Source organism: Pseudomonas sp. Irchel s3f10 (assembly GCF_900187515.1).
Lineage (GTDB): Bacteria > Pseudomonadota > Gammaproteobacteria > Pseudomonadales > Pseudomonadaceae > Aquipseudomonas > Aquipseudomonas tensinigenes.
The window spans coordinates 49,884-62,804 of sequence record NZ_FYDZ01000002.1 but is presented as its reverse complement, the minus strand read 5'-3'; the positions used below and the strand labels follow the sequence as shown (position 1 = coordinate 62,804).

Sequence of the window (12,921 nt, the reverse complement as noted above, 5' to 3'; positions counted from 1 at the left end):
ACGACCGAATTGCCTACCCGATGACCGACGAATCGCCCTCCATCGACAAACTGCTGAAAAACCTCGATCACGCCATGCTCGCCGACCGTCACCGGCTGCGGCGGCAGTTGCTTGAGCTGCGCAAGAAACCCGACGAGGCCAAGCTGGCCCAATGGGTGACGCGCATGCAGGCGTCCTGTGATCAGGTGCTGGCGCGCCGTGCCAGCCTGCCGGTGATTCGTTACGACGACAGCCTGCCGATCGCAGCCAAGCGCGACGAGATCAAGAAAGCGCTGGAAAAGCATCAAGTGCTGATCATCGCCGGCGAAACCGGCTCGGGTAAAACCACCCAATTGCCGAAGATCTGTCTGGAAATCGGTCGCGGTCAGCACGGTCTGATTGGCCACACGCAACCGCGCCGAATCGCTGCTCGCAGCGTCGCCAGCCGCGTTGCTGAGGAACTTGGCACGCCGCTCGGTTCGCTGGTCGGCTATCAGGTGCGTTTCGAAGATCAGAGCGATTCCAACACCCTGATCAAACTGATGACCGACGGCATCCTGCTCGCGGAAACCCAGAATGATCGCTACCTCGAACGCTACGACACGATCATCGTCGACGAAGCCCATGAACGCAGCCTCAACATCGATTTCCTGCTCGGTTACCTGAAAACCCTGCTGCCGCGTCGTCCGGATCTGAAAGTCATCATCACCTCGGCGACCATCGATCTGGAGCGTTTCTCCAAGCACTTCGATGATGCGCCGATTGTCGAGGTGTCCGGTCGCACCTTCCCGGTGGACACCTGGTACCGCCCGCTGACGCTGGAGCAGGACGAAGAGGGCAACCGCGTCGAGGATGACCTGACGGTGGATCAGGCGATCCTCGCGACCCTCGATGAAATCGCCGCTTACGAGCGCAGCGAACGCCGCAGCCCCGGTGATGTGCTGGTGTTCTTGCCGGGCGAGCGCGAGATTCGTGACGCCGCCGATATGCTGCGCAAGGCGCAAATCAAACACACTGAAATCCTGCCGCTGTACGCGCGCCTGTCGCCGGCCGAACAGCAGCGGATTTTCCAGTCGCACCCGGGCCGTCGCGTGGTGCTGGCAACCAACGTTGCCGAGACTTCGCTGACCGTGCCGGGCATCCGTTACGTGATCGACAGCGGCACCGCGCGCATCAGCCGTTACAGCTACCGCGCCAAGGTGCAGCGTCTGCCGATCGAGGCGATTTCCCAGGCCAGCGCCAACCAGCGTAAGGGCCGTTGCGGCCGGGTCGAGCCGGGTATCTGCATTCGGTTGTACAGCGAAGAAGATTTTAATGGGCGCCCGGAATTCACCGATCCGGAAATTCTGCGCACCAACCTCGCCGCAGTTATTTTGCAAATGCTGCATCTGCGTCTCGGCGAGATCACCGCATTCCCGTTTATCGAACCGCCGGATGGCAAGGCGATCAGTGACGGTTTCAACCTGCTGCAAGAACTCTCGGCAGTCGATCGCAACAGTCAGTTGACCCCGCTGGGTCGCCAGTTGGCGCGCCTGCCGGTCGACCCGCGCATGGGCCGTATGCTGCTCGAGGCGGCCAAGCTCGGTAGCTTGCAGGAAGTGCTGATTGTCGCCAGTGCCATGTCGATTCAAGACCCGCGCGAGCGTCCGCCGGAACGTCAGCAAGCGGCCGATCAGGCTCACGCACAGTGGAAGGATGTCGATTCGGATTTCGCCGGTTTGGTAAATCTGTGGCGTGGTTTTGAAGAGCAACGCCAGGCGCTGACTGCGAGTCCGCTGCGCAACTGGTGCCGCAAGAACTTCCTCAACTATCTGCGTCTGCGCGAATGGCGTGATTCCCATCGGCAGTTGAGCCTGATCTGCCGCGACATGCAGTTGAGCCTGAATAAAGAGCCGGCGGATTATCCGAAACTGCACAAAGCGGTGCTGGTCGGTCTGCTCAGCCAGATCGGTCAGAAAACCGAGGACGGCGATTACCTCGGCGCACGTCAGCGGCGTTTCTGGATTCATCCGTCTTCGGGCATCGGCAAGAAGCGCCCGCAATGGCTGATGACCGCCGAGCTGGTGGAAACCACCAAGCTTTACGCGCGCATGGTCGCCAAGATTGATGCCGACTGGATCGAGCCGCTGGCCGGGCACCTGATCAAGAAAAACCACTTCGAACCGCACTGGGAGAAGAAGCGCGGCCAGGTCGTGGCGTTCGAACAGATCACCCTGTTCGGGCTGATCGTGGTCGGCCGCCGCCCGGTGCATTACGGCCCGGTGGATCCGGTGGTTTCGCGAGAGCTGTTTATCCGCGAAGGTCTGGTGCGTGGCGAGATTCAGTCGAAAGCCAAGTGCCTGACCGCGAACAAACAACTGCTGGAACAGCTCGACGAACTGGAAGCCAAGGCCCGTCGTCGCGATATTCTCGCCGACGAAGAAACCTTGTACGCGTTCTACGATGCGCGGTTGCCGGCGGAGATTCACCAGACCGCGACCTTCGACAGTTGGTATCGCATCAACAGCCAGAAGAACCCGCTACTGCTGATCATGCGCGAAGAAGACGTGCTGGCCCGCGAGGCCAGTGAAGTCACCGCGCGCGATTACCCGGACACCCTGCACATCGGCGATCTGGAACTGGCGCTGACCTACCACTTCGAGCCCAATCACCCGCGTGACGGCGTGACCCTGCGCGTGCCGGCACCGCTGTTGCCGATGCTGCCGCCGGAGCGCTTGGAGTGGCTGGTGCCGGGGATGATCGAAGCCAAGTGCATCGCCCTCGTGCGCAACCTGCCAAAAGCCTTGCGCAAGAACTTCGTGCCGGTGCCGGACTTCATCAAGGCTGCCTTGCAACGTATGACCTTTGCCGACGGTTCGTTGCCACAGGCGCTGGGCCGCGAACTGCTGCGCATGACTGGCGCGCGGGTCAGCGATGAGGCGTGGGCAGAAGCTGAGCAAGGCGTCGAAGGGCATCTGCGGATGAACCTGGAAATCGTCGATGGCCAGGGCAAATTCCTCGGTGAAGGTCGCGATCTGGCCGAGCTGACTGCGCGGTTTGCCGAAGCCAGTCAGGCCGCACTGGCCGTGCCGCAAAGTGCGAAAAGCCAGCAACCGGTGGAGGCCAAGGTCTTCGCCCCGGTGGCGGAAAAGACTCAACAGAAGATCGCCGGGCTGTCGATGACGGTGTATCCGGCGCTGGTCGAAGAGGGCGGCACGGTCAAGGAAGGGCGCTTCTCGACCCCGGCCGAGGCCGAGTTCCAGCATCGTCGCGCCTTGCAGCGGTTGTTGATGCAGCAACTGGCGGAGCCGGCCAAATTCCTGCGCGGCAAGTTGCCGGGGCAGACCGAACTGGGCTTGCTCTATCGTGAGCTGGGCCGGGTTGATGCGCTGGTTGAAGACATTCTCCTGGCCAGCCTCGACAGCTGCATTCTCGAAGGCGAAGACCCGTTGCCCCGTGATGGCGCCGGGTTGGCGGCGTTGGCCGAGCGCAAACGTGGCAACTGGACCGAGCACGCCGAGCGCGTGGCCCGGTTGACGCTGGAGATTCTCAAGCTCTGGCACGGTCTGCAAAAACGCTTCAAGGGCAAGATCGATCTGGCGCAAGCCGTGGCGCTGAATGACATCAAGCAGCAGATCAATAATCTGGTTTATCCGGGCTTCGTTCGCGAGACGCCGATGCAGTGGCTCAAAGAGTTGCCGCGTTACTTGAAAGCGGTCGAGCAGCGTTTCGAAAAACTCGGTGCGCAGGTGCAGAAGGATCGCGTCTGGAGCGGTGAACTTGCCGGCCTCTGGGCGCAATACCAGACCCGCGCAGCGAAACATGCGCAGGAAGGCAAACGCGATCCGCAGCTTGAGTTGTACCGCTGGTGGCTGGAGGAATACCGGGTGTCGCTGTTCGCCCAGCAACTGGGCACCAAAGTCCCGATCTCCGACAAGCGCCTGAACAAGCAGTGGAGCCAGGTCGAACCCTGACCTTGAGCCATGCGCAATCCCCTGTGGGAGCGAGCCTGCTCGCGATTGCGGTGTGTCAGTCACATTATCACTGGCAGACAGACCGCTATCGCGAGCAGGCTCACTTCTACAGGGGGATCGCGTTTAGCAGGAGAAAGGCGCCAAAAGTCCACGTTTATGGCAAACTTCGCGACCATAAACGCCGGTTTCGCGACCCAGAGCCTTCGGCCGTGGTGCGAGACGGAATAAAGCGATGCCAGGTTTGCGTCCCCCGGATGGGAATAGACCCTTTGTGTGTTGGTACGACGGTTCCAGCACTTTCTGCCTGAACAGATTAGAGAAACGACCATGCATAACGTCGTCATCAGCGGCACCGGCCTGTACACCCCGGCCAACAGCATCTCCAACGAAGAGCTGGTGCAGTCTTTCAATACCTACGTCGCCCAGTTCAACGCCGACAACGCCGACGCGATCGCCAGCGGCGAAGTCCAGGCCCTGACCGAATCCAGCGCTGCGTTTATCGAAAAGGCTTCCGGCATCAAGAGCCGCTTTGTCATGGACAAGGACGGCATCCTCGATCCACAACGTATGGCTCCGCGCTTGCCGGAGCGTTCCAACGACGAATGGTCGGTGCTCTGCCAGATGGCCATCGGCGCTGCCGAACAGGCCCTGCAACGCGCCGGCAAAACCGCCGCTGACATCGACGGCGTGATCGTCGCCTGCTCCAACCTGCAGCGCGCCTACCCGGCCATCGCCATCGAAGTTCAGGAAGCGCTGGGCATTCAAGGCTTCGGTTTCGACATGAACGTCGCTTGCTCCTCGGCGACCTTCGGCATTCAGGCGGCGGCCAACAGTGTGCAACTGGGCCAGGCCCGGGCGATCCTGATGGTCAACCCGGAAGTCTGCACCGGTCACCTCAACTTCCGTGACCGCGACAGCCACTTCATCTTCGGCGATGCCGCGACTGCGGTGGTCATTGAACGCGCTGACACCGCGACGTCCAAGCACCAGTTCGATGTAGTCAGCACCAAACTGCTGACCAAGTTTTCCAATAACATCCGCAACAACTTCGGCTTCCTCAACCGCGCGGCTGAAGAGGGCGTCGGTGCACGCGACAAGCTGTTCGTGCAGGAAGGCCGCAAGGTGTTCAAGGATGTCTGCCCGATGGTTGCCGAGCTGATCGGCGAGCATCTGCAAGAGAACCAACTCAACGTCGGCGACGTGAAGCGCTTCTGGCTGCATCAGGCCAACCTGAGCATGAACCACCTGATCGTGCGCAAACTGCTCGGCCGTGAGGCCACCGAAGAAGAAGCGCCGGTGATTCTCGACACCTACGCCAACACCAGCTCCGCAGGTTCGGTGATTGCTTTCCACAAATATCAGGACGATCTGGCTGCCGGTTCGCTGGCGGTGTTGAGTTCGTTCGGTGCTGGCTATTCGATCGGCAGCGTGATTCTGCGCAAGCGTTGAAAAGAGGTTTAATTTCCTCTTAATCGCGCCGACTTTTCCTACATCCGAATCGGCTCAAACGCTGTAATTTTTCGGAAATGGCGGCAGGTGAAGACCTGCCGCCGTCATTTTCGGAATCGGCACAAGGAAATTTTTGGATGGCGGCTGACGACACCCAACTGCTTGCGCGCCTGCTGGCCGGTGAGCAACAGGCTTTCAAGGAACTGGTGACAACGTATCAGAGCGCCATGCGCGCGGTGGCGTATGCGATTGTCGGGCAGCGCCATGTCGAAGAAGTGGTGCAGGACGCCTGGCTTTCCGTGGTGCGCCACATTGCCAGCTTCGAGGGGCGTTCCAGTCTCAAGACCTGGCTGTTGACCATCACGGCCAACTCGGCGAAAAGTCGCTATAAACAGAATCGCCGCGAGGTGTTGATGGATGATTTGCCATCGCCCCATGGCACCATCGATGACGACCGCTTTTCTCCCGGTGACGGCCATTGGCTGGTCGCCCCGTTCGCCTGGCACCAGGACACCCCTGAAGCCCTGCTCACTGAAGACGAATTGCGCGAGTGCCTGGAGCATACGCTGCTGAGCCTGTCAGAACTGCAAAGCAGCGTTTTGCTGTTGCGCGAACGGCAGGGACTGGAGCTGGAGGAGATCTGTAATCTTCTGGAGATCTCGCTCTCCAATGTCCGTGTGCTGCTGCATCGTGCGCGGCTGAAAGTCTTCGCGACCGTGGAGCATTTTGAGGAGACCGGAGAATGCTGACCTGTAAGGAACAAGTGGCGCGCTCCAGCGACTATCTCGATGACCAATTGAGCTTTGGTGAAAAGTGGATGGTGCGTCATCACCTGATGTTTTGCCCGAACTGCCGGCGCTTCATTCGTCAGATGCGTTTGATGCAAGCCACCTTGAAGGCAATGCCGGAGAAACCGGAAGAAGGCGTCGATGCCTTGGCTGAACGCCTGGCCGAGCAACGACGAAAAGATAATCCCCTGTAGGAGCTGTCGAGTGAAACGAGGCTGCGATCTTTTGATCTTTTTCAAGATCAAGATCAAAAGATCGCAGCCTTCGGCAGCTCCTACAGGGGATTTTCGCATCCTGCAGAAATAGCCCGGCGCGAGCGAAACGAACGGATGATGGGGATCGTCCCGCCCGCACCGGGCTATAAGAGAGTCAGTTGCAAGCGCCAAGTCTCAAGCTGCAAGTAATGCTTTGACTTGCAGCTTGAGGCTCGAAGCTTGCAACTGCTGTTTTTAGAACTTGGCTTCCGCGTCCAGCTGCAGGGTGTTGGCGTCAGCGTCACGCTGGGTACGGCTGGCGAAGTCGGCCTTGGTCAAGAAGTACGTAGCGCCAATGGCGAAGTTCTTGTCGATGTCGTAACCGACCTTGAACTTGTGCCCACGGGAACCGGTGGTGCCGTTGGCGAAGTCGGAGTCGGTGAAGGCGCCAACCACGGCATTACGCTGCACGTCACGATAGTTGTAATCGAGGTTCAGACCGAAGACTTTCGACTTGGCACCGAGCAGCCACGCGGTGTCCTGATCGGTCACGGCATCGTTGTTCTTCACGTACTGACCGTAGAACGACAGTGGCATCGGCAGACCGCCGATGTCGACCTGGCTGAACCCTTCATACAGACGGAATTCGTTGTTGGCCGAGTTGCCATTGACTGCCAAGGCGCACGGTGTGGAAGTGCCGGTGCAGCGGCTGTCTTCGTCGTTCTGGTAGGCGTAGACGCTGCCGCCCAGGGTGACTTTCAGGTTGTCGCTGATGTTGAAGCGGCTACCCAACTGGCCAGCGGTCAGACGCAGGTCGTGACGGAATTGCACGCCATCACCGTCGACGTTGTCCTTGAGGTTGTAGTTACCCAGGCTGCCGAACAGTTCGGCGCTGCTGCCCAACGGGTATTTGTAGGTAACGGCCAGGCCTTCCGGGTTGATGTCGCTGTCCCAGATCACGTCACCCATGCTGACCCACGGCTGAAGCATCTTGCCGCCGATGATGTGCAGGTTCTTGATCTGATCCGGGTGGTAGTCGATGTAGCCCAGGTCGAGCCAGATTTGCTTTTTGTCGAAGTAGTTGTCCTGATCCTGGTTGGTCGAACGGGCATCGTCGCCGCCGCCGGTGGCGATACGGATGCCGGTGTCGACCTGTGGGTTGATCTCGGTGTAGGCGCCCAGACGGGCACGGATGCGCTGACGATCCTTGTCGCGGCCGCCGTTGTTCGGCTCGCCGTCGATCTTGATGGTTTCCTGGCGGATACGCACATCGCCCTTGAACTGGGTCTTGGCCGCCCAGGCCAGTTTCTGGTCGAAGACGCTTTGTTCGTTGGTTTTCTTCGCAACAGCAGCGACTTGTTCGTTGGTCTCTTGCTGCGCCTGCTGGGCGATTTGCTGAGCCTTCTGATCCTTGGCCAGTTCAGTTTGCAGTTCGATGTACTGCGCCTGGGAAATGGAACCGTTAGCCTTGAGCATGTCGAGCAGTTTGGCGTCGACTGCAGCACTGGCCGGAACACTCATGGCCAGCAACAAGCCACCGCACAGGGCCGCCGCAGTTTTCGTGGAAGCAAGACGCATAGCAATCTCCGAAGATGAGAGGGGATGGCACAGCCATCCGGGGCACAACCGACGATTCGAGCGTCGGAAAACAGTGTCCGGGTAGAACCCGGCGCTCTAAAAACAGGCGCCAGTATCGCGATGGTTTATGACAGAGCAGTGGCACAGTGATGGCAGGTTGATGACGATATCGATTCGCCCTGAACTATTGATCTAGAGCGCTGTCGGCCGATTGCGGGTGTGCAATGCCGCGCAATCGGCGATACTCGCCGGGCGCTGAAGTCCTGTTGTGGAGAGCTAGTTGATGCCGTTGCAACGCCTGCAAAACCTGTCGGAAATCGCCTCTGCAAGCTGGGATGCACTGGTGCCTGAAAGCCAGCCGTTTCTGCGCCACGCTTTTCTCAGTGCGCTGGAAGACAGCGGTAGCGTTGGCCCCCACACCGGCTGGCAACCGGAGCATTTGCTGCACGTCGAGGGCGATCGTCTGATCGCCGCGTTACCCAGTTATCGCAAGTGGCATTCCTACGGCGAGTACGTGTTCGATCACGGCTGGGCCGACGCCTGCGCCCGCGCCGGCATCGATTACTACCCGAAGCTTTTGACGGCTGTGCCATTCAGTCCGGTGAGCGGCCCGCGCTTGTTGGCGGCCAATGTCGAAGACGGTTTCGAACTGCTCAAGAGCCTGCCGGGCTATCTGGAGATCGAAGGGCTTTCCAGCGCACACATCAATTTCACCGACCCCTTCACCGACGCGGCGATGGCCGAACAACCGGGCTGGCTGCAGCGCATCGGCTGTCAGTATCACTGGCAGAATCGCGGGTATCGTGACTTCCAGGATTTCCTCGACGTGCTCAGTTCGCGCAAGCGCAAACAGATGCGCAAGGAGCGCGAGCAGGTGGCGGGGCAGGGCTTTGAGTTTGAATGGCTGGAGGGGCGCGAGCTGGACGAGGCGCAGTGGGATTTTGTCTACGCCTGTTACGCCAATACCTACGCGGTGCGGCGCCAGACGCCGTATCTGACGCGGGAGTTTTTCAGTCTGCTGGCCGAGCGCATGCCCGAGGCAATCCGCGTGGTGCTGGCCAAACAGGGCTCACGGCCGGTGGCGATGGCGTTCAGTCTGGTCGGTGGCAACAGTTTCTACGGGCGCTACTGGGGGTGTCTGGCCGAGTTTGATCGGCTGCACTTTGAAACCTGTTTTTATCAGGGGATGGATTATGCGATCGCGCAGGGTTATCAGCGTTTCGATGCTGGTGCTCAGGGCGAGCACAAGCTGATTCGCGGGTTTGAACCGGTGATTACCCACTCGTGGCACTACTTGCTGCATCCGGGGCTGAAAGCGGCGGTGAAGGATTTCCTGCAACAGGAGCGTGCCGGCATCCTCGCCTACGCCGAAGAAGCAAAAACCGCCTTGCCTTATCGCCAGACATAGATCCTTTGTAGGAGTGAGCCTGCTCGCGATAGCGATCTGTCAGAGCCATTGATGTTGACTGACACACCGCTATCGCGAGCAGGCTCACTCCTACAAGGGGATCTCAGGCACCCCTCAGGTTTCTTCCTTGCCCAACCAGCGATAGATCCCGCCACCGACCACCGCGCCAATCAGCGGCGCGACCCAGAACATCCACAACTGCGCGATCGCCCAGCCGCCGACCATCAGCGCCGGCCCCGTGCTGCGCGCCGGATTGACCGAAGTATTGGTGACCGGAATCGAGATCAGGTGAATCAGCGTCAGGCCCAGGCCGATGGCGATCGGTGCCAGTCCCGGCGGTGCGCGTCTATCGGTGGCGCCGAGGATAATGATCACAAACATTGCGGTCATCACGAGCTCAGTGACAAACCCTGCCGCCATCGAATACTTGCCCGGCGAGTGTTCGCCATAACCGTTGGACGCCAGGCCTGCGGCGATGTCGAAACCCTCCTTGCCGCTGGCGATGTGGGCGATCAGCGCCGCCGCGAGAATCGCGCCGAGCACTTGGGCAATGATGTAGGCGGGCAACTCCTTGGCCGGAAACCGACCGCCAACGAACAGACCGACCGAGACGGCCGGGTTGAGATGACAGCCGCTGATGTGGCCGATGGCAAACGCCATGGTCAGCACCGTCAGACCAAACGCCAGGGCCACCCCCAACACCCCGATTCCCAGCGGTGAAGACGCGGCGATCACCGCGCTGCCGCAACCACCCAATACCAACCAGAACGTACCCAACAACTCAGTGACTGAACGTTTGAACAGAGACATGAGAGGCGTCCTTGATAGCCCTGCTATCGAGACTGCATCGAGTTGTGCATCCTTGCAGACTTACGACAGGCTCCGTTCTGGAACCTTGGCTGAGTACAGCAGGCTTTTTGCCGATTTCCAGCAAGCACAAAAAAACCGCCAGCACCCGTGGTTGGCGGGCTGTGGCGGTGATCGTTCCCACGCTCTGCGTGGGAACGCCTCAAGGGACGCTCTGCGTCCAGTGACGCGGAGCGTCACGGGCTGCATTCCCACGCAGAGCGTGGGAACGATCTTGGAGGGGTCAGTCGATGCCGACAAACCCTCCGGTCTGATGCGCCCACAACCGTGCATACAAGCCACGGTGAGCGAGCAATTCAGCATGGGTGCCGCTCTCGGCAATCTTGCCGTTCTCCAGCACCACCAGCCGATCCATCCGCGCAATCGTCGAGAGACGGTGCGCAATCGCGATCACGGTTTTGCCCTGCATCAGGGTTTCCAGGCTTTCCTGAATCGCCGCTTCGACTTCCGAGTCCAGTGCCGAGGTCGCTTCGTCCATGATCAGGATCGGCGCGTCCTTGAGCAGTACCCGCGCAATCGCAATGCGCTGACGTTGGCCACCGGACAATTTCACTCCACGCTCACCGACATGCGCATCGAAACCGGTGCGGCCCTCAGCGTCCGACAACAGCGGAATGAACTCATCGGCGCGCGCCTTGTGCACCGCGTCCCACAACTCGGCATCAGTCGCATCGGGTTTGCCGTACAGCAAGTTGTCGCGGATCGAGCGGTGCAGCAGCGAGGTGTCCTGTGTGATCATGCCGATCCGCGCGCGCAGGCTTTCCTGGCCGACTTCGGCGATGTTCTGGCCGTCGATCATAATCCGTCCGCCTTCGACGTCGTACAGGCGCAGCAGCAGGTTGACCAGCGTCGATTTGCCGGCACCTGATGGCCCGATCAAACCGATTTTTTCGCCAGGTTTGATGTTCAGATTGAGGTCGCCGATGATCCCGCGCTTCTTGCCGTAGTGAAAATCCACGTGCTCGAAACGCACTTCGCCACGGGCCACGTCCAGCGGTTTGGCTTGCTCGTGATCGGTGACGCTGACCGGTTGCGAAATGGTGCGCAGCCCGTCCTGAACCATGCCGATGTTTTCGAAAATGCCGGTGACCACCCACATGATCCAGCCGGACATGTTGACGATGCGGATCACCAGGCCAGTGGCCAAGGCAATTGCGCCAACGGTGATCAGCGACTGCGTCCACAACCATAGGGCCAAGGCCGTGGTGCCGACGATCAGCAAGCCGTTCATGGCGGTAATCACCACGTCCATGCTGGTGACGACGCGGCCGGCCATTTGCGCTTTGACGGTCTGTTCTTCGATGGCTTCCTTGGCGTAGTGCTGCTCGAAGTTGGTGTGGGCAAACAGCTTCAGCGTGGCGATATTGGTGTAGCCGTCGACGATGCGGCCCATCAGTTTCGAGCGTGCGTCGGAAGCTTCCACCGAACGATCCTTCACGCGCGGTACGAAGTAATACAGTGCGCCGATGTAGGCGACGATCCACGTCAACAGCGGGATCATCAGGCGCCAGTCGGCTTCGGCGAACAACACCAGCGAACTGATCGCATAGATCACCACGTGCCACAGCGCATCGACCGCTTGCACCGCCGAGTCACGCAGCGAGTTGCCGGTCTGCATGATGCGCTGGGCGATGCGCCCGGCAAAGTCGTTCTGGAAGAAATTCAGGCTCTGTTTGAGCACGTAGCTGTGGTTCTGCCAGCGGATCATGCTGGTCATGCCGGGACTTAACGTCTGGTGCACCAGCAAGTCATGCAGGCCGAAGAAGATCGGCCGCAGCACCAGGGCAACCACCAGCATCCACGTCAGTTCGAGGGCGTGGTCGCTGAAGAAATTCGGGTTGGGTGTGCCTTGGGCCAGGTCGATGATGCGGCTCAGGTAACTGAACAGCGCCACTTCGATCAGCGCGGCGAACAGGCCAACGACGAGCAGGGCGGCAAAACTCGGCCAGACCTGCTTGAGGTAATAGGTGTAGAAGGGGAGAACGCGGTCCGGCGGAGACGCCGTCGGGGCTTCACGGAATATGTCGATCAGTTGTTCGAAACGGCGATAGAGCATCAGATAACCGCCCGGAGTACGGGCTCTCCTTTTATCGGTGTGAGCGGCGTGGGGTTAATCCAGCGCCGCTCGATACGCCCTGTACAGCTTAGTCGATGACTTTGGCCGACTTGATGAATACAGGGTCGGCAGGTACGTCTTTCATGCCGCTTTTGGTGGTGGTCGGCGAGTTGACGATGATGTCGACCACGTCCATGCCTTTGACCACTTTGCCGAATACAGCGTAGCCGTCGCCTTGGTCGAGGAAGTCGTTGTCCTTGACGTTGATGAAGAACTGGCTGGTCGCCGAATCAGGTACGGAAGTGCGAGCCATGGACAAGGTGCCACGAACGTTAGCCAGACCGTTTTTGTGTTCGTTCTTGATAGGGGCCTTGGTTTCTTTTTGCTGCATCTGTTGAGTGAAACCGCCGCCCTGAACCATAAAGCCCGGGATCACGCGGTGGAAAATCGTGTTGTTGTAGAAGCCGCTGTTGACGTAATCGAGAAAGTTCTTGGTGCTGATCGGCGCCTTGACCGGGTCCAGTTCGATTTCGATCTGGCCGTTGGTGGTGTCCAGCAGCACGTGCGGTGCTTTGACCGGCGTGGCTGCCATCAGGTTGGCGGCAAACAGCACAGTACCAGCGGCGAGGGCGAGTTTTTTCAGCATGGG

Annotated in this window: 9 protein-coding genes; 5 read left to right on the top strand and 4 right to left on the bottom strand. The window is 59.8% G+C overall.

Annotation, left to right across the window (positions count from 1 at the left end):
* Positions 1 to 20: 20 nt before the first annotated feature.
* The 4 genes from hrpA to CKW17_RS05370 all read left to right on the top strand — a co-directional run bounded on the left by hrpA (position 21) and on the right by CKW17_RS05370 (position 6,363).
* On the top strand, positions 21 to 3,932 hold the full coding sequence (gene hrpA, locus CKW17_RS05385; RefSeq protein WP_095119074.1) for an ATP-dependent RNA helicase HrpA: 3,912 nt from the start codon (positions 21 to 23) through the stop codon (positions 3,930 to 3,932).
* 327 nt (positions 3,933 to 4,259) lie between these two features.
* The gene (locus tag CKW17_RS05380; protein WP_095119073.1) at positions 4,260 to 5,381 is read left to right on the top strand and encodes a beta-ketoacyl-ACP synthase III; all 1,122 of its coding nucleotides are present in this window, start codon (positions 4,260 to 4,262) and stop codon (positions 5,379 to 5,381) included.
* Positions 5,382 to 5,518: 137 nt separating this feature from the next.
* Positions 5,519 to 6,130 carry an RNA polymerase sigma factor gene (locus CKW17_RS05375; RefSeq protein WP_077571570.1) on the top strand — a complete coding sequence of 204 codons (612 nt, stop codon included), beginning with the start codon at positions 5,519 to 5,521 and terminating at the stop codon, positions 6,128 to 6,130.
* The gene (locus CKW17_RS05370; protein WP_095119072.1) at positions 6,124 to 6,363 is read left to right on the top strand and encodes an anti-sigma factor; all 240 of its coding nucleotides are present in this window, start codon (positions 6,124 to 6,126) and stop codon (positions 6,361 to 6,363) included. Before CKW17_RS05375 ends, CKW17_RS05370 begins: the two co-directional genes overlap by 7 nt.
* Positions 6,364 to 6,618: 255 nt before the next feature.
* Here CKW17_RS05370 and CKW17_RS05365 read toward each other — a convergent pair whose 3' ends face one another.
* Complete coding sequence (locus CKW17_RS05365; RefSeq protein WP_095119071.1) at positions 6,619 to 7,941, bottom strand: putative porin; 1,323 nt, start codon at positions 7,939 to 7,941, stop codon at positions 6,619 to 6,621.
* Positions 7,942 to 8,224: 283 nt separating this feature from the next.
* Between CKW17_RS05365 and CKW17_RS05360 the strand changes: the two genes are divergently transcribed.
* Entirely contained in the window at positions 8,225 to 9,349 is a 1,125-nt protein-coding gene (locus CKW17_RS05360; RefSeq protein ID WP_095119070.1) for a GNAT family N-acetyltransferase, read from the top strand.
* 114 nt (positions 9,350 to 9,463) lie between these two features.
* Here CKW17_RS05360 and aqpZ read toward each other — a convergent pair whose 3' ends face one another.
* The 3 genes from aqpZ to CKW17_RS05345 all read right to left on the bottom strand — a co-directional run bounded on the left by aqpZ (position 9,464) and on the right by CKW17_RS05345 (position 12,918).
* Positions 9,464 to 10,159 carry an aquaporin Z gene (aqpZ, locus tag CKW17_RS05355; RefSeq protein ID WP_064586473.1) on the bottom strand — a complete coding sequence of 232 codons (696 nt, stop codon included), beginning with the start codon at positions 10,157 to 10,159 and terminating at the stop codon, positions 9,464 to 9,466.
* A gap of 280 nt (positions 10,160 to 10,439) precedes the next feature.
* Positions 10,440 to 12,272: an ABC transporter ATP-binding protein gene (locus tag CKW17_RS05350; RefSeq protein WP_095119069.1), complete on the bottom strand. Its 1,833-nt coding sequence runs from the start codon at positions 12,270 to 12,272 to the stop codon at positions 10,440 to 10,442.
* Between the two features lie 88 nt (positions 12,273 to 12,360).
* The gene (locus CKW17_RS05345; protein WP_095119068.1) at positions 12,361 to 12,918 is read right to left on the bottom strand and encodes a peptidylprolyl isomerase; all 558 of its coding nucleotides are present in this window, start codon (positions 12,916 to 12,918) and stop codon (positions 12,361 to 12,363) included.
* Positions 12,919 to 12,921: the final 3 nt, after the last annotated feature.